Raw genomic sequence first — 18,170 nt, 5'->3', positions numbered from 1 at the left:
TGGACTACATGATCTCCCCGAGGGGAACCACGTGACCCGGACGGTCGTATCCGGCCTACTCTTCTCATGCGACGGGCGTGTTCCGCCCCGGAGGGGCTTCTTCCGGTTTTCCCGGTCCTCCGATGCGGAGCGGGCTCGTCGCGGTGCGCGTGCGGCTTGTTACGCCCGGGTACCGGCATGCCGAGCGCGACTCACCCGGATTGTCTACCGGTAGTGGCAAGCGCCTAGCATCGTCGGGACCGCATTCCTCATTCCGGAGATCTCTGTGCGATTGCGTCTGACCCCCAGGGAGACGAGCTTCTACGACATGTTCGCCACAGCGGCGAACAACCTGGTCACCGCATCCAAGCTCCTCACCGAGTTGCTCGGCGCCGAGATCTCCGCTCGTCCGGAGATTGCCGAGCGGATGCGTGCGGCCGAACACGCGGGCGACGACGCGACCCACGCGATCCTGCGCCAGCTGAACTCGTCGTTCATCACGCCGTTCGACCGCGAGGACATCTACACTCTCGCGTCCCAGATCGACGACGTCATGGACTACATGGACGAGGCCGTCGACCTCGTCGTCCTCTACCAGCTCGACGAGCTGCCGCCGCAGATCGCGGACCAGATCGAGGTGCTCGTACGCGCCGCCGAGCTGACCGCCGAGGCGATGCCGCGGCTGCGCACCATGAAGGACCTGACCGAGTACTGGATCGAGATCAACCGACTCGAGAACCAGGCCGACCAGATCCACCGCAAGCTGCTCGCGCACCTGTTCAGCGGCAAGTACGACGCGCTGACGGTGCTCAAGCTCAAGGGCATCGTGGATGCCCTCGAAGAGGCGGCGGACGGATTCGAGCACGTCGCGAACACGATCGAGACCATCACGGTCAAGGAGTCCTGACCGGTGGACCTCGTTCTGCTGGCGACCATTGCGATCGTCGTGATCGCTCTGGCGTTCGACTACACCAACGGGTTCCACGACGCGGCGAACGCCATCGCCACCTCGGTGTCGACCCGGGCGCTCACGCCCCGGGCGGCGCTGGCGATGGCGGCCGTGATGAACCTGGCCGGCGCGTTCGCCGGCGAGCAAGTGGCGAAAACCGTCGGCAAAGGCATCATCGACGCCCCCGACGGCAACCAAGGCCTGGTGATCGTGGCCGCCGCACTCGTCGGCGCGATCACCTGGAACATGGTCACCTGGTACTTCGGCCTGCCGTCGTCGTCCACGCACGCGCTCATCGGCGGCCTGGTCGGCGCCGCGCTCGCGGCGTCGCAGACCGTCAAGTGGGACGGCGTCGTCGACAAGGTCGTCATCCCGATGATCGTGTCGCCGCTCATCGGCTTCACCCTCGCGTACCTGCTCATGGTGGCGATCCTGTGGATCTTCCGGCGCCGCAACCCGCACAAGGTGACGCGCGGGTTCCGCGTCGCGCAGACCATCTCCGCGGCCGCCATGGCGTTCGGCCACGGGCTCCAGGACGCGCAGAAGACCATGGGCCTGATCGTCATGGCCCTCGTCGTCGGCGGCTACCAGACCGACTACGACGTGCCGTTCTGGGTCACGGTCTCGGCCGCGCTCGCGATCAGCGCGGGTACGTACGCCGGCGGCTGGCGCATCATGCGCACCCTCGGCCGCCGCATCATCGAACTCGACCCGCCGCGTGGTTTCGCAGCGGAGGCGACGGCCGCGAGCGTGCTCTACAGCACGGCGTTCGTGTTCCACGCGCCGGTCTCGACGACGCACACGATCACCTCGTCGATCCTCGGCGTCGGCGCCACCAAGCGCCTGTCCGCGGTGCGCTGGGGTGTCGCGGGCAACATCGTGACGGCGTGGGTGCTCACCATCCCCGCCGCGGCCTTGGTCTCGGCGGGTGCGTACGCGCTGCTCGACGTGATCTTCCTGTAGGCCCGCCGCGGCACCCCGCGAAGCCGCCGGGCCACGCAAAGCCGCGAAGCATCGCAAAACCACCACGCACCACACAGGGGCGGTCCCCGTACGGGAACCGCCCCTCGCGCATGTCATGCCCGGTACTCGCTCGCCTCGTGGTCCTTCTCGATACCGGGCTCGGCCGAAACGGCCGCGCCCGCACACTGCCGGCGACAGCGTCACCAGGTGCGTGCTCAGCCGAAACGGCCGGCAATATAGTCGGCCGTCGCCTCGACCTCGGGCGACGAGAAGATCTTCTCCGTGTCGCCGATCTCCACCAGGCGGCCGGGCTGGCCCGGGCCGGCGAGGTTGAAGAACGCCGTACGGTCGCTCACGCGCGCGGCCTGCTGCATGTTGTGCGTGACGATGACGATCGTGTACCGCTCCTTCAGGAGCGCGATCAGGTCCTCGATCGCCAGCGTCGAGATCGGGTCGAGCGCCGAGCAGGGCTCGTCCATGAGGAGCACCTGCGGCTCCACCGCGATCGCGCGCGCGATGCACAGGCGCTGCTGCTGGCCGCCGGACAGGCCCGAACCGGGCTTGCCCAGCCGGTCCTTGACCTCGTTCCACAGGTTCGCGCCGCGCAGCGAGCGCTCCACGACCACGTCGAGGTCGGCCTTCTTCTTGGTGCCGTTGAGCCGGAGGCCCGCCGCGACGTTGTCGTAGATGGACATGGTCGGGAAGGGGTTCGGCCGCTGGAAGACCATGCCGACCGTGCGGCGCACCGCGACCGGGTCGACGTCCGGGCCGTACAGGTTCTGTCCGTCCAACTGCACGGAGCCCTCGACCCGCGCGCCGGGGATCAGCTCGTGCATGCGGTTGAGCGTGCGGATGAACGTCGACTTGCCGCAGCCGGAGGGGCCGATGAACGCCGTGACCGTCCGGGGCTCGATGGTCATCGAGATGTCCTCGACGGCCTTGTTGGTGCCGTAGTAGGCGCTGAGTCCGGAGATTTCGATGCGCTTGGTCATGCCTGCCTCGTCACGGGCGCCGCTGCCCGGGGTCGGAACTGCTGCTGTCTTCCGGGCGGGGACTGCCTGGGAAGGTATCGGGGATTTCGCCACGGTCATCGTCCTGCCTTCGGGGCCTTCCAGCGGGCGATCAGACGCGCCACCAGGTTCAGCACCATGACGATGATGATGAGCGTGAGCGCGCCGGCCCACGCGCGGGCGGGCGAGAACTGGTTGCCGGCGTGGTTCTGCTCGAACACGTAGAGCGGGATCGAGCTCTGCCAGCCGTCGAACGGGTTCGTGTTGATCGACTGCGCCGTGCCCACCAGGAGCAGCAGCGGGGCCGTCTCACCGATGACGCGGGCGATCGCCAGCATGATGCCGGTGATGATGCCGCCGAGCGCGGTGGGCAGGACGACCTTGAGGATCGTGCGCCACTTCGGGATTCCCAGCGCGAGGCTGGCCTCGCGCAGTTCGTTCGGCACCAGTTTGAGCATCTCCTCGGCGGCGCGGACGACCGTCGGGAGCATCAAAATCATGAGGGCCAGCGAGCCCGCGAAGCCGGAGGCCTTGAAGCCCAGGACCATGATCCAGAAGGAGTAGACGAACAGGCCCGCGACGATCGACGGGATGCCCGTCATGACGTCGACGAAGAAGGTGATCGCCCGGGCGAGCCGGCCGGTGCCGTACTCGACCAGGTAGATCGCCGTCATGAGGCCGATAGGTACGGCGATCAGGGTGGCCAGGCCGACCTGTTCGAGGGTGCCGATGATCGCGTGGTAGATGCCGCCGGTGTCGTCGCGCGGGCCGACGCCGCGCATCGAGTGCGACAGGAAGTACGGCGAGAGCTCCTGGAAGCCCTCCTGGATCGTGTACCCGAGAATCGAGATCAGCGGGACGATCGCGACCACGAACGCGCCGTAGACGAGGCTCGTGGCGAGCCGGTCCTTGGCGCGGCGGCGGTCCTCCATGCGCCAGGACGCGACGGTCACGCCGACGATGAAGAACAGCCCGGCGTACCCGCCGGCGAGGGCCCAGTTGCCCTGCACGGCCTTGGTGAGCAGGCCGACCGCGACCGCCGCGGCGCCGAGGGCCCACGGGATCCAGTTCGGCATGCTGCGCCGCGTCAGGTTGAGCGGGCCCGATTCCGCGGGGGGCGCGGTGACGTCCGTCTTGGTGATGGTCATGCGTTGGCCCCCGAGAACTCCTTGTGCCGGTTGATGACGACCCGCGCCGCACCGTTGACCAGCAGCGTTAGGAGGAACAGCACGAGGCCGGACGCGATGAGCGCGCCGCGGCCGAGTTCGTTGGACTCGCCGAACTGGTTGGCGATGTTCGCGGCGATGGTGTTGCCGCCCGGGTCCAGGATCTTGTAGACGAGTTCCTGGCTGCTGGACAGCACCATGGCGACCGCGATGGTCTCGCCGAGCGCCCGGCCGAGGCCCAGCATCGACGCCGAGATGATGCCCGGCTTGCCGAACGGGAGGACCGCGGTGCGGATCATCTCCCAGCGCGTCGCGCCGAGCGCGAGCGCCGCCTCCTCGTGCGCGCGCGGCACCTGGAGGAAGACCTCGCGGGTGACCGCGGCGATGATCGGGAGGATCATGATCGCCAGGATGATGCCGCAGGTGAACAGCGTGCGGGCGGTGGCCCCGGCGCCGTCCTTGTCGAAGATCGGGATGAAGCCCAGGTAGTCGCTCAGCCAGGTGTGCAGGCCGAGCAGCTTCGGCGACAGGAACACCAGCCCCCAGAGGCCGAAGACCACACTGGGCACCGCGGCGAGCAGGTCGACGATGTAGCCGAGCGTCTGCGCGACCCGCCGCGGGGCGTAGTGCGTGATGAAAAGAGCCACCCCCACCGCGACCGGCACCGCCAGCAGCATCGCGATCGCGGCGCTGATGACGGTGCCCGTCACCAGCCCGGCGACGCCGAACGCGGGCTTGCTGCCGTCGGTGACCCACGAGGAGTCGGTGAGGAAGTTGCCTTGGTTGTCACCCAGCGCGTCCAGCGCCTCGGTGACCAGGAAGACCGCGATCGCGGCCATGATCACCAGGAGCAGGATCCCGGCGCCGCGGGACGAGCCGCTGAACACCCGGTCGCCCAGGCGTACCCGGGGCTTGGCGGACTTCACGTCGGTGCCGTGCGCGTCCTTGTCGGACGGGCCCCGGCGCCGACCGGAGCCGCGCACGTCGGTGTCGCGCGGCTCCGGCGTAGTGGAGGTGGACATCTCTTCTCCGTGACTGTCGATCAGGGCGGTGCCGGATCAGGACAGGCTTGCGACCGCGGTGCGGACCTTGGTGGCGATCTCCGCCGGGAGCGGCGCGTAGCCGTTGTCGGCGAGGATCGCCTGGCCCTCTTCGCTCGCGGTGTAGGTCAGGAAGGACTTGACGAGCGGGAGCTTGTCCGCCGCGTTGCCCTTCTCGCAGACGATCTCGTACGTCACCAGGATGATCGGGTACGCGCCCTCGGCCTTGGTGGCGTAGTCCAGCTTGAGCTTCAGGTCGTTGCCCTGGCCCTCGACCTTCGCGGCCGAGACGGCCTTGCCCGCCGCCTCGGGGGTCAGCTTCACCGGGGCGGAGGCGCCGGTGTTGATGGCCGCGATGCCGAGGCCGTTGTTCTCGGCGAACGAGACCTCCATGTAGCCGATGGCGCCGCTGGCGCCCTTGACGACGGTCGCGACACCCTCGGAGCCCTTGGCGGACTGGCCGTCCTGCGTGGGCCAGTCCTGCGACGGCTCGGCCGTCCAGTCGGCGGGCGCAGCGGCCTTGAGGTACTTGGTGAAGTTCTCGGTGGTGCCCGACTTGTCGGAGCGGTGCACCGTCTGGATCGCCGAGGACGGCAGCTGCGCGCTCGGGTTGAGCGCCTTGATCTCCGCCGCGTCCCACTTGGTGATCTTGCCGGAGAAGATGCCGGCGATGGTCTTGGCGTCGAGGACCAGGTCCTTCACGCCGGGGAGGTTGTACGCGACGGCGATCGGGCCGGTGACCATCGGCAGGTTGATCGCCGGGGTGCCGCCGCACGCGGCCGCGCCCTTGGCGACCTCCTCCTCCTTGAGCGCCGAGTCGGAGCCCGCGAAGGCGATCTGCTTGTCGAAGAACGACTGGCGGCCGGCGCCCGAACCGCTCGACTGGTAGTCGACCGTGGTGCCCGAGCACTTCTGCTGGTACCGCTTGACCCACTCGTCGATGGCGTTCTTCTGCGCGCTCGAGCCGGCGCCGGCGAGCGTGCCCGAGCCGCAGGTGAGGTTCGCGGCGGGCGCGGAGGACGACCCGGCGCCCGTCGTGCCGTTCGCGCTCGGCTTGTCCGCCGTGTCGTTGTCGTCAGAGCCGCAGGCGGTGAGCGTGAGCGCGCCGGCGACGGCTATCGCGGCGAACGCGGTGCCGCGCCGGGCGAGTCGGGGCCGAGTGGTCACGGCTGTTCCTTCCGGTTGCTTCAAAGAGCCTCTGCGATGACCACGTCGGTCACCGTCGATGCCGACGTTAGGTCGCACGTGTGAAGCGAACGGCGGGGGAAAGTGAACCCGGCATGAACACAGGCGGGCCATCAGACGATCAGCCCGCGGGCGCGTTTCATCCCCAACTGACTTGATGGCAGTGCTCTGACCTGCGGGTTTATCGGAAATGTCAGAAGGCGTTAACGGGGAGTTCAAAGTTGTCGGGCCCACCGTTCCGCCCGCTGTGTCCGTTTCTTGACCGCCGGGCGGTCATTCCGACACTCACCGCTCCGTCGGATACGGGGCGTGACGATCCGCCGCGACCACGACTCCGGCCGCGGTGTGCAAGGCCAGGAATTCGCCGGGCAGGAGCAGCTCGTTGGGGTCCCTCCCGGGCTGCCCCGCCCGCCCCACCGAGCGCAGCAGCGACGGCAGCACCGGGCGGTGCGTGCAGATGATCACCGGAGCGCTCTGCGCGACGAGCACCTTGAGGAGTTCGCCGGCCGCGTCCGGCCGGTCCGCGTGGCCCTCCTCGGACAGCGCCGGCACCACCTCGACCGCGACGCCCGCGCGGCGGCAGTACGGGTCCACCGACTCCAGGCAGCGCAGCGACGGCGAACTCAGCACGGCGGCCGGCCCGTACGCCGCCAGGATGTCGCCGAGTGCGGCCGCCTGCAGGCGGCCGGCGGCGGTCAGCGGCCGGTCGGCGTCGCCGTCGCGGTGGCTCGTACGGGCCACGGCGCCGCAGTGCCGCAGCACGATCACCGGCGCGGTGGCGTGCGGCCGGGAGGTCAGCGACACCAGCAGTTGGACGTCGCGGCCGTACGACATCAGCGTGCCCGCGTCGTCCGGCGACAGCCACGCGATGCGGTCCACCTCCCGATTGGCGGTGAACCGCCCGCCGCGTGCCTCGGCGGCCCAGTAGCGCACCAGCTTCAGGCGCTCCCCGACCGCATAGGACTGCACTCCCAGCTCGCGGCCGAGCGCGCACGCGAAGCCGGTCTCCTCGCCGACTTCGCGCACCGCCGCGGCCGCGGCGTGTTCGCCGGACTCGACCTTGCCCTTGGGAAGGGACCAGTCGTCGTACTTGGGGCGGTGGACCAGCGCGACTTCGATGCCGGCACCGGCACCGGCACGCCCGCCGCGTTCCGCGGGTCGCCACAGCACGGCCCCGGCGGCGTGCACCGGGGTGCGCAGCCGCTCGGGCGAGGGTGGGTCGGCCGACCGCCCCAGTCCGCTCAGGAGCCCCACAGCTCCACCTCGTCGAGCCGATCGCGCAAGGGCGGCCACACCGAGGCGAAGGTGAAGCGCGCCTCGGCGACGGCGAAACGCTGCACCGTGTACAACTCGCCCAGGACGAACGCCGCCGCCCCGCCGAGACGCGGTGACAACGCCAGTTCGCGGACCACCTCTGCCGCGAGTGCGGCGTCCTGGTGCGTTCCGAGCGACTCGGTGACCGCCTTCATGCGCTTGGCCAGGCTCTTCGCCGAGGCGCCGAACTCGGGTGCGCACAGGTCGGCGGCGTACCTGGCCCGTTTGCCCAGGATGCGCACGCGGTGCCACGCCTCGTCGTCCTCGCCCGACAATGGGACGGGGGTGTTGTACGCGACGGCGGCGTGCGCGAGAGGCAGTGCCTCCGCGCCGGTCGCCAGGATGCGGAACGCCTTGGCCGCAAGCCGTGGCACGGTCTTGGCGGCGGGCCGGGCGGCCTGGCGGGTGAACTCCAGACCGAGTCCCGGCTCGGAGAGCTGCTCGCCGAGTGTGCGGAAGTCCGGCGAGTCGATGGCGCGCAGTGCCGTGGTGTGGCCGGACGAGAGTCCGCCGCGCAGGCGGCGCTCGACCGCGGCGCGGGCACGAGGCGTACCGGAACGCGCCGGCAGCGTCTCGAAGGCCGCGAGCAGGCGTTCCAGCAGAACTTCGTTGTCGCGTTCGCCGGCCAGTGAGTCGGCGGCCCAGCGCAGTTCGAGTGACAGCGCCTGCGCGGGCCCCGGTTCGACCAGCGACTTGCAGGTACGCAGCGCGCTGCGCATGCGGCGCGCGGCGACCCGCATGCGGTGCGCCGCGTCCTCGCCGCCTTCGCGTACGCGCGGCGCCTGGGCCAGGAACTCGGCCGCCTCCGCGCGCAGGTGGTCGAGGAGTACGTCGCCCGCGGTGCGTGGCGGGAAGGACACGGGGGCGAAAGGCGGTTCCAGGGCTGCGGGGTCCGCGACTGCGGGCTCGGTAACCGCGGGCCCCGCGACTACGGGCTCGGTAACCGCAGGCTCCGCAATCGCGGGCTCTGTGTCCGCGCGCGGTGGGGCGTCCGGATCGGACCTGGGCCGGGGGAGCCGGGCGGCAACCTCGGGATTCGGAGCGCTCGGCGCGGCCGAATCATCCGGCGTCTTCGGTGTGTGCAGTGCCTCCGGGGTACCCGGACTCGGCAGCGCGGCGGGTGCCTCCGCCGCATCCGGACTCACGCTCAGCGCTTCGGCCGCCCTCTTGGCCGTGCGCCGACGCTTCTCGGTGCCGCCCGCCCCGTCGGCCTTCCCGGGCTTGGCGCCTTTGGGACCCTTGGGGCCCTTGGAGTCCTTGCCGCCCGTGGCGGCCTTGTCGGTCTTGCCGTTCCCGTCGGTTCCGCCGGACCTGCCGGTCCGGTCGCTCTTCCGGGGGCTCCGGGTGTCTCCGGTGCCTGCGCCCCCGGTCGTCTCCGCGCTGTCGGTGCCGTCCTTGACCTGCCGTTCACTCCGGCCCACGCCGTCGCCTCCTCAGTTCTATGAGGTGGTCCTGCACGTCGCGCAGCACGGTGCCGTCGGGGGCCGTGGCGTGCCGCGTCCACGTCCCATCGGGGCCCAGATGCCATGAAGCGGTCTCGTCGGACATGCCGAGGTCGACGAATTCGGCGATCTGGTCCCGGTGTCGGCCGCTCAGACGTACCGCGGCCTCCACTCGGCGGTCAAGGTTTCGGTGCATGAGATCCGCGCTGCCGATCCACACTTCCGGCTCGCCGCCGTTCGCGAAGACCCATACGCGCGAGTGTTCGAGGAAGCGGCCGAGGACGCTGCGCACCCGGATGTTCTCCGAGAGACCGCGTACACCCGGGCGCAGCGCGCAGATGCCGCGGATCCACAGGTCGACCGGTACGCCTGCTTGCGACGCGCGGTACAGCGCGTCCACAACTGTCTCGTCGACGATCGAATTGGACTTGAGGCGGATGTACGCCGGCAGACCCTGCTCGTGGTGGGCCACCTCGCGCTGGATGCGCTCGACGAGCCCGTTGCGCAGCGAGTGGGGGGCCACCAGCAGGCGGCGGAAGGTCTGCGCGCGCGAGTAGCCGGACAGCCGGTTGAACAGGTTCGACATGTCCTCGCCGACCTGGGGGTCGACGGTCAGCAGGCCCATGTCCTCGTACAGCCGCGCGGTCTTCGGGTTGTAGTTGCCGGTGCCGATGTGGCAGTAGCGACGCAGCGTGTCGCCTTCCTGGCGGACCACGAGCGACAGCTTGCAGTGCGTCTTGAGGCCGACGACGCCGTGCACGACGTGGCAGCCGGCCTGCTCGAGCTTGCGCGCCCACTCGATGTTGTTGCTCTCGTCGAACCGGGCCTTCAGCTCGACCAGGACCAGGACCTGCTTACCCGACTCGGCGGCGTCGATGAGCGCGTCGACTATCGGGGAGTCGCCGGACGTGCGGTACAGAGTCTGCTTGATGGCCAGCACGTGCGGGTCGGCGGCGGCCTGCTCCAGGAACGCCTGCACCGAGGTGGCGAACGAGTCGTACGGGTGGTGCACCAGCACGTCGCGCCTGCGCATCGCGGCGAACACGTCGGCGGAGTGCGCGGTCTCCACCTCGGCGAGGTCGCGGTGGGTCCCGGCGATGAACTTGCGGTACTTCAGCTCCGGGCGGTCCAGGTCTGCGATCGCGTGCAACCCGGTCAGGTCGAGCGGGCCGGGCAGCGGATAGACCTCCTTCTCGCCCACGCCGAGCTCGCGTACCAGCAGGTCGAGGACGTGCGGGTCGATCGTCTCGGCGACCTCCAGGCGTACCGGCGGCCCGAACCGGCGGCGCATCAGCTCGCGTTCGAGGGCCTGGAGGAGGTTCTCGGCGTCGTCCTCCTCGACCTCCAGGTCCTCGTTGCGGGTGACCCGGAAGGTGTGGCGGCCCAGGATCTCCATGCCGGGGAAGAGGTCGCCGAGATGTGCCGCGATGACGTCCTCCAGCGGCACGAAGCGCGCGGGGGAGACCTCGACGAACCGGGGCAGCAGCGGGGGCACCTTGACGCGGGCGAAGTGCTGGTTGCCCGAGCGCGGATTGCGGACGACGACCGCGAGGTTGAGCGACAGCCCCGAGATGTACGGGAACGGATGCGCGGGGTCGACGGCCAGCGGCGTCAGCACCGGGAAGATGCGCTCGCGGAAGAGCGTGTAGAGGGACTGGTGCTCGCCCTCGGTCAGGTCGTCCCAGCGCAGCAGCTCGATCTCGGCGTCCGCGAGCGCGGGCAGGACGTCGTGGTGGAAGCACGTGGCGTGCCGGGCCATCAGGCCGCGGCTGCGCGACCAGATGCTCTCCAGCACCTCGCGCGGCTGCAGGCCGCTCGCGGCGCGTACCGCCATGCCGGTCGCGATGCGGCGCTTGAGACCCGCGACGCGCACCATGAAGAACTCGTCCAGGTTGGACGCGAAGATCGCCAGGAACCGGGCGCGCTCCAGCAGCGGTGTCGTGGGGTCCTCGGCCAGCTCGAGCACACGTTCGTTGAACGCCAGCCAACTGCCCTCGCGGTCGAGGAAGCGGTCGGCGGGCAGGTCGGTCTCGTCGGCGCGCGCGCCGACGACGGCGACCGCCGGACCCACGAGGTTCGCCGAGCCGTCGCCGTCTTCGGGTACGGGGGCCACCGCGAGGTGGCGGGTGCGGGCGGATGCGGGCAGATCGGCGGTCATCTGATCATCCTCCCGGGGATCGGTGTCTCCACGGTAAATACGAAACGACGCCCCGGAAACCGGAGTGCCGCCGCAAAGCGCCCGGGTTCAGTCCTGGTGCCGGTACATCACATCCACGGTATGCACACGGAAGCCCAGACGGGTGTAGACGGCGACCGCCGCCTCGTTGTCCGCGTCGACGTACAGGAGGACCTCGGCGAGCGGCGCGCCGTCGGCTTCGGTCTGGGCCAGATGGGTGAGGCCGACTGCGGTGAGTGCCTTGCCGAGTCCACTGCCCTGCGCGGACGGGTCCACACCCACCACGTACACCTCGCCGAGCGGGCCCTCGGCGGCGGTGGCCGGGTGCACTTTTGTCCAGTGGAACCCGACCAGCCGGCCGTCGGCGTCCTCGGCCAGGAAGAACCCCGTCGGGTCGAACCACGGCTCCGCGATGCGGCGGCGCAGGTCGTCATGCGTCCAGGAGCCCTGCTCGGGGTGATGCGCGAACGCCTTCGCGTTGAGCGCGAGCCAGGCGTCGTCGTCCTGGCCGGGGACGAACGTGCGTACCGTCACCCCGGGCGGCGGCTGCGTCTCCGGCACCGGCAGGTCGACCGCGCGGCGCATCTGCCACAGCTCGCGGAACGCGCTGAAGCCGAGCTCCGCCGCCAAGCGCTCCGCGGCGGCCTGCTTCCCGTGCGCCCACACCCGCAGCCGCCCGCTCCCCTCGCGCTGCCGGGCCTCGTCCAGCAGCGCTTGCACGAGCAGCCTGCCGTACCCCTTGCCCCGCGCGCCCGGTGCCACGAACAACTCGCCGGAAGGCCCGTCGTGCGGGTCCGACACGTCCAAGTGCGCGTACCCGGCGACCTCGTCCCGCACCCGCAACAGCAACTCGCGCGCACCGGGCGCCCCGTGCCGCAGCTCCAGCCGCGTCTGCTCGGACAGCGGCGCGGCCCCGTCCACCCGCGCGGCCTCCTCCGCAAGCCCCAGGACCACCGCGACATCCGCCGCGTCCACCCGGTTCGTGCCCGCTACATAACCCTCACCGTCGACCATGCCCCAACCGTACGGCGCCTGCCGTGAAGCGGGGCGGACCTGTGCCGACGCGCGAAGACGCACCGTGCGGGTCTTCTTGGTGGCAAAGCCGACGATTCGGGCGAGAACTACTGGTTGGGGCGTCCGACTTGGGCGGCAGGGGGGTTGCTGCCGATAGCGTGTCGAGACTGACCGGCGTTCCCCCCCATGAACAGGATTCGACGATGTCGTACGCGCCTCCCCCAGGCCCGCACGGCGGTATCCCCCACCAACAGCAGTGGGGCGCCGCGCAGCCGCCACCCCCACAGCCGTACCGGGGACCCGCGCGCCCGAGGAAGCTCCTGGTCGCGCTCGTGGGCCTCTTGGTGACCATCGCGTCCGCGTCGGCGATAGCCCTCACGGTTCTCTGGTGGGACAACACCGCCAAGGAGTCGGGGTACACCGACACCACGCTCATCAAGGACGAACTGCCGGGCCCGCGAGGGCTCGGCGCCGATGTCGTGCCGGCGCTTGGTGCCGTTGGAGGGCGGTCGTGAGCAACCCACCGCCTTTCCAGGTGCCCGACGACAACGAGAGCTCGAACGACCAGGCGCAACAGGGACAGCAGCAGTGGCAGCCCCCGGCGCCGCAGGGCGGGGGCGGGCATCAGCAATGGCAGCCGTCCCCAGCGCAGCCACCCGGCCCGCCGCAGGGACAGCAGTGGAACGTTCCTCAGCCCGGGCCAGGACAGCAGTACGGCCCCCCACAGGGACTGCCGCAGGGTCAGCAGTACGCGCCCCCGCAGGGGCACTCAGGTCAGCAATGGGGACCCCCACCGTCCGGTCCGCCTGCTGGGCCGCAGGCGCCGCACGTCCCGCCGCAGGGCGGCCAGCCACAGTGGTCAGGGGGCGGCGGCTTCGTCGACACCCCCGCGGCCGCGGGGGCGGCGGCCTGGGCTCCGTCACCTGCCTGGGGCCCTCCGTCGGCTCCTCCCCAGCCGGGTCCACCGTTCGGATCCGGAGACAGCGGTCCTGGGCGGACGCCGCCGCCGGGTCCAGTGCCCTACGGTTCCGGCTCCGGCCCCGGCTCGGGCCATTACGCCCCAGCCGACTCGCGGCCGGGGATGGCGGCCGCGTACGCTCCCCGTGCCGATCGTCACCTGCATCTTGGGCCCCCGCGCCCGCCTCGCCCGCCCAAGCGCACCCGGTCGGTGCTGCTCCCGTCTGCGGTGGTCGCGCTGCTGGTTGCCGCCGCGGCCGTCCCGGGCGTTCTCCAGCAGGCGGACAAGGATCTGTCGGGCGGTCTCGCGGACCCGCTGACGACCGGCGACATCCAGTGGTCGATCCGCGAGAACCGGGATGGCCCGGCAACGCCGAAGGACGCTCCGCTGGCCCGCACCGGGGCGTGGCTCACGGACTCGACCGTCGTGGTGGCCGAGGCCCAGCGGCTGGTGTCCTACGACTTGGAGTCGGGCAAGACGGTCTGGGAGTACAAGTCCCCCAAGGGCGAGTTCGTCTGCGACGTGACACCGCAGAGCACGTCGAAGTACGCCCTCGCCGCCTTCGGCACCGGGCAAAACTGCTCCTCCCTGGAGGCGGTGGACCTCAAGACGGGCAAGCAGGTCTGGGCGAAGAGCGCGGTCGCAGCACAGGACGACCCTGACCTCCAGCTCCCTCCCAGCCTCGCCGGAATGGGGCTGAGCACCGGTATTGCGGTGTCGGGTGACACGGCGGTCTTCGACGGACAGGCGTACAAGGTCACCGACGGCAAGCCCCTGTGGAGCGCCGCGGATGCCCTGCCTGAAGGATGTTCCATCGAAGAGGTCGTGGGCGGCGCGCGCCTCGTCGCCAAGTGGACCTGCGGCTTCCGCGGCCCGACCTCGTTCGGTGAACTGGACGCCGCCACCGGTCGGCCCAAGTGGACGTACGAGACGACCGCCAGCTCGCTCATGAACGAGGTGTCGATCGCCGCGGTGGACCCGGTGATGATCAAGGAAGGCAGTCCGCTCGGCCGGGAAGCGCCCAAGGTCGTCGTGCTGGACGACAAGGGTGAGGAGTCATACCAGCTCAAGGACGGCCACCCGGTCATCAATGCGCTCGGCAGCAACGACGCGATAATGGGGGCCTCGCCCGTACTGGCGACCGACAAGATCCTCTACGTCCCGGGCAGCGACGGTTCCGCGACGCTCAATGTCGGGGCGTTTATGCCCAACCAGATCTATGCGATTGACCGTGCGACCGGCGAGCGGCTGTGGACGCAGACGATAGCGGGGACGAAGTCGGTGGGCTTCAAGTCGCAGGGGCAGCTGTACCCGATCCGTGTCGAGGAGTCCGGGGATCTCCTCGTCCTCGAGGCCAGCGCCGCGAAGCCGATGCACTTGCTGAGGTTTTCGGCTGCGGACGGGAGCATCACGAACCTCAAGGAACTGCCCGGCAGGGCCGCGTACGCCAAGGGCTTCATGATGGCGCCGGTGGTCTTCGAGAAGGACGGACGCGTCATGTTCGTCGCCCAGGGGGCGGAGAAGACCGGGGATCTCCGCACCCGCGACATTCTCGGACGGGCCGTCGACACGGACATGTCGTACTACCGGGTCATCATGCTCAAGTAATGCGTGTGCCTTGTGAGCAGCAGTGAGGGGTGCCACCGCCACGGTGGCACCCCTCACTGCTCATTGCTCACTGCCGCGAGGTCCCGCTGTTGCTCAGCGCGGTGCGAAAGGCCCGCTGCGGAAGGTGATGCCGTTCCACTTTTGCAGCCGCGACATCTCCCAGAACGACAAGAAGGAGATGACAGTCGAACCCGCGATGGCCACTGCCGCCTTCACGTTGTCAGGCACCGTGTCGGAGCCGGCGGCCAGGCCGTTCAGCATGCCGCTGCCGAGCTCGAGGGTGATGTCGTTGAGGGTGAGCGACCACGCGAGCCACATCGTCAGGAGCGGGAGCAGCAGCGGGTGCCCATCGGCCGCCGCGAACAGGTGCTTGGTGATCTGCCAGAGCGCTCCGACCGCGAACAGCACACACCAGATGACCAAGAAGGCTGACACCCATGACAAGACGAGTTGAGTCTGTGTGCCGTCCTTGTTGAGGACGTACGTCTTGTTCTTCAGGCCGGCCGCGTTTCGGAGCAGGACATACGCGGTGATGCCCACCGCCAGAACGGCCGTGAAGACCACCATGGCCCGAAGTGGATGGGTGAGTTGGTGCAGGGTGAGGCTCCGCACCGACGGATGCGCCAGCAGGACCAGGAAGAGGCCCACCACGACCAGGCCCAGTGCGCAGAACAGCGGGGCGAGGATGATGCGGTGGACGACTGCGGAGACGAACTCTTGGCCGACGGAGAAAAGTTGGACCGCCTTGTCCGCCGTCTCCATCATGTCGTCGGCCTGCTGTTGCAGGTCCTGGATCCCGGGATCGACGCCCGTGGGCACTCCGCCGCTCGGGGCTCGCGTCGGGAAGTTGGTCGGGAATCCGGACGGGAACAGCGAGCTCAGGTCGGTCGGGATGCTCGTCGCCTTGGGCATCGTCGGCGGCGGCCCGGCGGCGAGCGCGTCGCCGAGCGAGCTGGCGCCCGGGGTGGTAGCCGGTGCGGGGAGGCCTTCCGCGTTGGGCGTCGTCGAGACCGGCATATTGGGCACCGCACGCTTCTTGCTGTAGAAGACGCGGAGGAACAGCCCGAAGACGATCGCGAGTCCGAGCCACGCGCGGATCCGGTTGATCCGGTCCATCATGGCGTCCGGGCGTCCCGTGAGGTACTTCGGCTTGAGCAGCTTCGCCGCGAGCAGGACCGGGAACAGGACCGAGGAAATGTTGCTCAGCCAGCGGCGTTCTGTTTCTACTGGGGTTTCGCCGCGGGCGTTTCGGGGCGGCTCCGGGGGTGGCTGCTGGGCGTATGCGGGCGGCATGCCCTGTGCGTGAGACGGCGTGTACGCCATCGGTGAAGCCCCTCCCCGAATACCAACAAGTGGAACAGGGAGGGAGAGTAGCAATCCTCACTGTCTGCCGTGCGGGACCGGCGGGGTGGATGACAGTGATCTGACGAGGTGTCAGGTCGAGCAAATGGTTGGCGCCGAGCCGGGAGGCCGGGTCAGCAGCCGCAGCTGCGGCGGACCACCAGGCGGGCCGGGAAGCTGCGTACGCGCTCCTCGCCGGGGGCCGCCGGCTCGCGCTCCAGGGCGAGGTCCACGGCTGCCTCGGCCATCGCCGCGCGGTCGGCGGCCACCGTGGTCAGCGGTACGTCCGCGAAGGCCGCCTCGGCGATGTCGTCGAAGCCGACCACGACGAGGTCGTCCGGTACGCGGAGCCCCAGCTCGCGGGCCGCCCGCAGCACGCCTATGGCCTGGTCGTCGGTCGAGCAGAACAGCGCGCCCGGGCGGTCCTGCTCGGCCAGCATCTCGCGGGCCACGCCGTACGCCCCGAAGCGGTTGAACGGCGCGCCCCGCACCAGCCCGTCCGTCGGCAGCCCCGACTCCTGCATCGCGCGCCGCCAGCCCGTCACGTGGTCCGTCACCGGGTCGCCGAGGTCGGGCGTGGACGGCGGGCCGCCGAGGCAGTGGATGCGGGTGAGGCCGTGCGCCTCGATGAGGTGCCGGGTGGCCAGGTAGGCGCCCTCGACGTCGTCCAGGACCACCGCGTCGCCGCTGAGCGCGTTGGGCTGCCGGTGCATCAGGACCACGCGTACGTCGCGCGCCGCGATCTCCTGCGCCGCGCGCTCCGACGGGCCCTGGCTGACCAGCACCAGACCGGACACCTGCATGCCCAGGAACGCCCGCACGTAGTGCAGCTCGCGGTCGTCCTCGTAGTCGGAGTTGCCGATCAGCACCAGGCGGCCCTTGTCGAAGGCGGCCTTCTCGACGGTGTGCGCGAGCTCGGCGAAGAACGGCTGCCGAGCGTCGGGCAGCACGAGGCCGATCAGGTTCGTACGCCGGCTCGCCATCGCCTGCGCGACGCTGTCGGGCCGGTATCCGAGCTGTTCTATCGCGGCGAGGACGCGCTCACGGGTCGCCGGAGCGACCGGTCGCGGTCCGTTGTTGACCACGTAGCTGACCACGGCGGTCGACGTCCCCGCGAGGCGGGCAACGTCGTCGCGGGTCACCTTGGGCACGCCACCATTGTAGGGACGACGCCCGTCACTCATATCCGCAGTGTCCCCGCTCGTAGTGGAATGCGTGACCGGATCCGCTCGAATCCGGTCGGAACGGCCTTCAGGATGCCTGCTCCGGGACCACGTCTGCCACCGAAACGGCCCCTGCCGACGCACTTTGGCTGCGCGCCTCCGCCTCGGCGCCCCGGTCGGGCACCACGAAGCGGTAGCCGACGTTGCGCACCGTGCCGATCAGCGACTCGTGCTCGGGCCCGAGTTTGGCGCGCAGGCGGCGTACGTGGACGTCGACGGTGCGGGTGCCGCCGAAGTAGTCGTACCCCCACACCTCCTGCAGCAGTTGGGCGCGCGTGAAGACGCGGCCCGGGTGCTGGGCGAGGTACTTCAGGAGCTCGAACTCCTTGAAGGTGAGGTCGAGCACCCGGCCGCGCAGCTTCGCGCTGTACGTCGCCTCGTCGATGGTCAGGTCGCCGTTGCGGATCTCGGTCGGCTCGTCCTCCGCGCCCTGGGCGGCCTGCAGGCGCCCTATGGCGAGCCTGAGGCGCGCCTCGACCTCGGCGGGACCCGCGGTGTCCAGCAGCACGTCGTCCACGCCCCAGTCGGCGGTCAGCGCGGCCAGGCCACCTTCGGTGGTGACCAGGATCAGCGGACAGCCGACCCCGGTCGTGCGCAGGACCCGGCACAGGCTCCGCACCTGTGGGAGGTCCCGGCGGCCGTCGACCAGGATGACGTCCGCGGGTGGCGCGTCGACGAGCGCGGACGCCTCCGCCGGGGCCACGCGGACCTGGTGCAGCAGAAGGCCGAGCGCGGGAAGCACTTCGGCCGACGGCTGGAGCGCGTTCGTGAGCAGCAGCAGGGCACTCAACTGGGCTCCCCT

15 protein-coding genes are annotated in these 18,170 nt (G+C 70.2%); 4 read left to right on the top strand and 11 right to left on the bottom strand.

Going from position 1 to position 18,170, the window contains the following annotated elements; genetic code table 11:
- Positions 1–265: 265 nt before the first annotated feature.
- Complete coding sequence (locus tag AB0C36_RS10240; RefSeq protein ID WP_358352071.1) at positions 266–886, top strand: DUF47 domain-containing protein; 621 nt, start codon at positions 266–268, stop codon at positions 884–886.
- A 3-nt stretch (positions 887–889) separates the two neighbouring features.
- On the top strand, positions 890–1,891 hold the full coding sequence (locus AB0C36_RS10235) for an inorganic phosphate transporter (protein ID WP_358352068.1): 1,002 nt from the start codon (positions 890–892) through the stop codon (positions 1,889–1,891).
- Positions 1,892–2,106: 215 nt separating this feature from the next.
- Here AB0C36_RS10235 and pstB read toward each other — a convergent pair whose 3' ends face one another.
- From pstB to mshD, 8 genes are all read right to left on the bottom strand, one after another.
- Entirely contained in the window at positions 2,107–2,883 is a 777-nt protein-coding gene (pstB, locus tag AB0C36_RS10230; RefSeq protein ID WP_358352065.1) for a phosphate ABC transporter ATP-binding protein PstB, read from the bottom strand.
- A 95-nt stretch (positions 2,884–2,978) separates the two neighbouring features.
- Positions 2,979–4,049, bottom strand: coding sequence for a phosphate ABC transporter permease PstA (gene pstA / locus AB0C36_RS10225; protein ID WP_435839018.1), 1,071 nt, complete (start codon positions 4,047–4,049; stop codon positions 2,979–2,981).
- Positions 4,046–5,089 (bottom strand): phosphate ABC transporter permease subunit PstC, encoded by a 1,044-nt coding sequence (gene pstC, locus AB0C36_RS10220; RefSeq protein ID WP_358352062.1) that lies wholly within the window; start codon positions 5,087–5,089, stop codon positions 4,046–4,048. The genes pstA and pstC overlap by 4 nt, the downstream gene beginning before the upstream one ends.
- A 36-nt stretch (positions 5,090–5,125) precedes the next feature.
- Entirely contained in the window at positions 5,126–6,274 is a 1,149-nt protein-coding gene (gene pstS, locus AB0C36_RS10215; protein ID WP_358352059.1) for a phosphate ABC transporter substrate-binding protein PstS, read from the bottom strand.
- A gap of 303 nt (positions 6,275–6,577) precedes the next feature.
- Complete coding sequence (locus AB0C36_RS10210) at positions 6,578–7,546, bottom strand: NUDIX hydrolase (protein ID WP_358352056.1); 969 nt, start codon at positions 7,544–7,546, stop codon at positions 6,578–6,580.
- A complete protein-coding gene (locus AB0C36_RS10205) occupies positions 7,534–9,027 on the bottom strand; it encodes a CHAD domain-containing protein (RefSeq protein WP_358352053.1) in 1,494 nt (497 codons plus the stop codon). Before AB0C36_RS10205 ends, AB0C36_RS10210 begins: the two co-directional genes overlap by 13 nt.
- Entirely contained in the window at positions 9,014–11,206 is a 2,193-nt protein-coding gene (locus tag AB0C36_RS10200) for an RNA degradosome polyphosphate kinase (protein ID WP_358352051.1), read from the bottom strand. Before AB0C36_RS10200 ends, AB0C36_RS10205 begins: the two co-directional genes overlap by 14 nt.
- An 87-nt stretch (positions 11,207–11,293) precedes the next feature.
- A complete protein-coding gene (gene mshD / locus AB0C36_RS10195) occupies positions 11,294–12,238 on the bottom strand; it encodes a mycothiol synthase (RefSeq protein WP_358352048.1) in 945 nt (314 codons plus the stop codon).
- A 203-nt stretch (positions 12,239–12,441) separates the two neighbouring features.
- Between mshD and AB0C36_RS10190 the strand changes: the two genes are divergently transcribed.
- Both AB0C36_RS10190 and AB0C36_RS10185 read left to right on the top strand, forming a co-directional pair.
- Positions 12,442–12,753, top strand: a complete 312-nt coding sequence (locus AB0C36_RS10190) for a hypothetical protein (protein WP_358352045.1) — start codon at positions 12,442–12,444, stop codon at positions 12,751–12,753.
- Positions 12,754–13,406: 653 nt separating this feature from the next.
- Positions 13,407–14,804: an outer membrane protein assembly factor BamB family protein gene (locus AB0C36_RS10185; protein WP_358352042.1), complete on the top strand. Its 1,398-nt coding sequence runs from the start codon at positions 13,407–13,409 to the stop codon at positions 14,802–14,804.
- A 93-nt stretch (positions 14,805–14,897) separates the two neighbouring features.
- Here AB0C36_RS10185 and AB0C36_RS10180 read toward each other — a convergent pair whose 3' ends face one another.
- From AB0C36_RS10180 to AB0C36_RS10170, 3 genes are all read right to left on the bottom strand, one after another.
- A complete protein-coding gene (locus AB0C36_RS10180; RefSeq protein ID WP_358352040.1) occupies positions 14,898–16,097 on the bottom strand; it encodes a hypothetical protein in 1,200 nt (399 codons plus the stop codon).
- Between the two features lie 182 nt (positions 16,098–16,279).
- Positions 16,280–17,296, bottom strand: a complete 1,017-nt coding sequence (locus AB0C36_RS10175) for a LacI family DNA-binding transcriptional regulator (RefSeq protein ID WP_358352038.1) — start codon at positions 17,294–17,296, stop codon at positions 16,280–16,282.
- A gap of 100 nt (positions 17,297–17,396) precedes the next feature.
- Complete coding sequence (locus tag AB0C36_RS10170) at positions 17,397–18,158, bottom strand: response regulator transcription factor (RefSeq protein ID WP_358352035.1); 762 nt, start codon at positions 18,156–18,158, stop codon at positions 17,397–17,399.
- Positions 18,159–18,170: the final 12 nt, after the last annotated feature.

This window comes from Streptodolium elevatio (assembly GCF_040649515.1).
Taxonomy (GTDB): Bacteria; Actinomycetota; Actinomycetes; order Streptomycetales; family Streptomycetaceae; genus Yinghuangia; species Yinghuangia elevatio.
This window is presented reverse-complemented; position numbering and strand designations above follow the sequence as displayed.

Excerpts from the sequence above, each read along its gene's own strand:
- AB0C36_RS10190 (WP_358352045.1), top strand. The coding sequence starts at position 12,442 with ATGTCGTACGCGCCTCCCCCAGGCCCGCACGGCGGTATCCCCCACCAA.
- pstB (WP_358352065.1), bottom strand. The coding sequence starts at position 2,883 with ATGACCAAGCGCATCGAAATCTCCGGACTCAGCGCCTACTACGGCACC.
- AB0C36_RS10180 (WP_358352040.1), bottom strand. The coding sequence starts at position 16,097 with ATGCCGCCCGCATACGCCCAGCAGCCACCCCCGGAGCCGCCCCGAAAC.
- pstA (WP_435839018.1), bottom strand. The coding sequence starts at position 4,049 with ATGACCATCACCAAGACGGACGTCACCGCGCCCCCCGCGGAATCGGGC.
- pstC (WP_358352062.1), bottom strand. The coding sequence starts at position 5,089 with ATGTCCACCTCCACTACGCCGGAGCCGCGCGACACCGACGTGCGCGGC.
- AB0C36_RS10200 (WP_358352051.1), bottom strand. The coding sequence starts at position 11,206 with ATGACCGCCGATCTGCCCGCATCCGCCCGCACCCGCCACCTCGCGGTG.
- mshD (WP_358352048.1), bottom strand. The coding sequence starts at position 12,238 with ATGGTCGACGGTGAGGGTTATGTAGCGGGCACGAACCGGGTGGACGCG.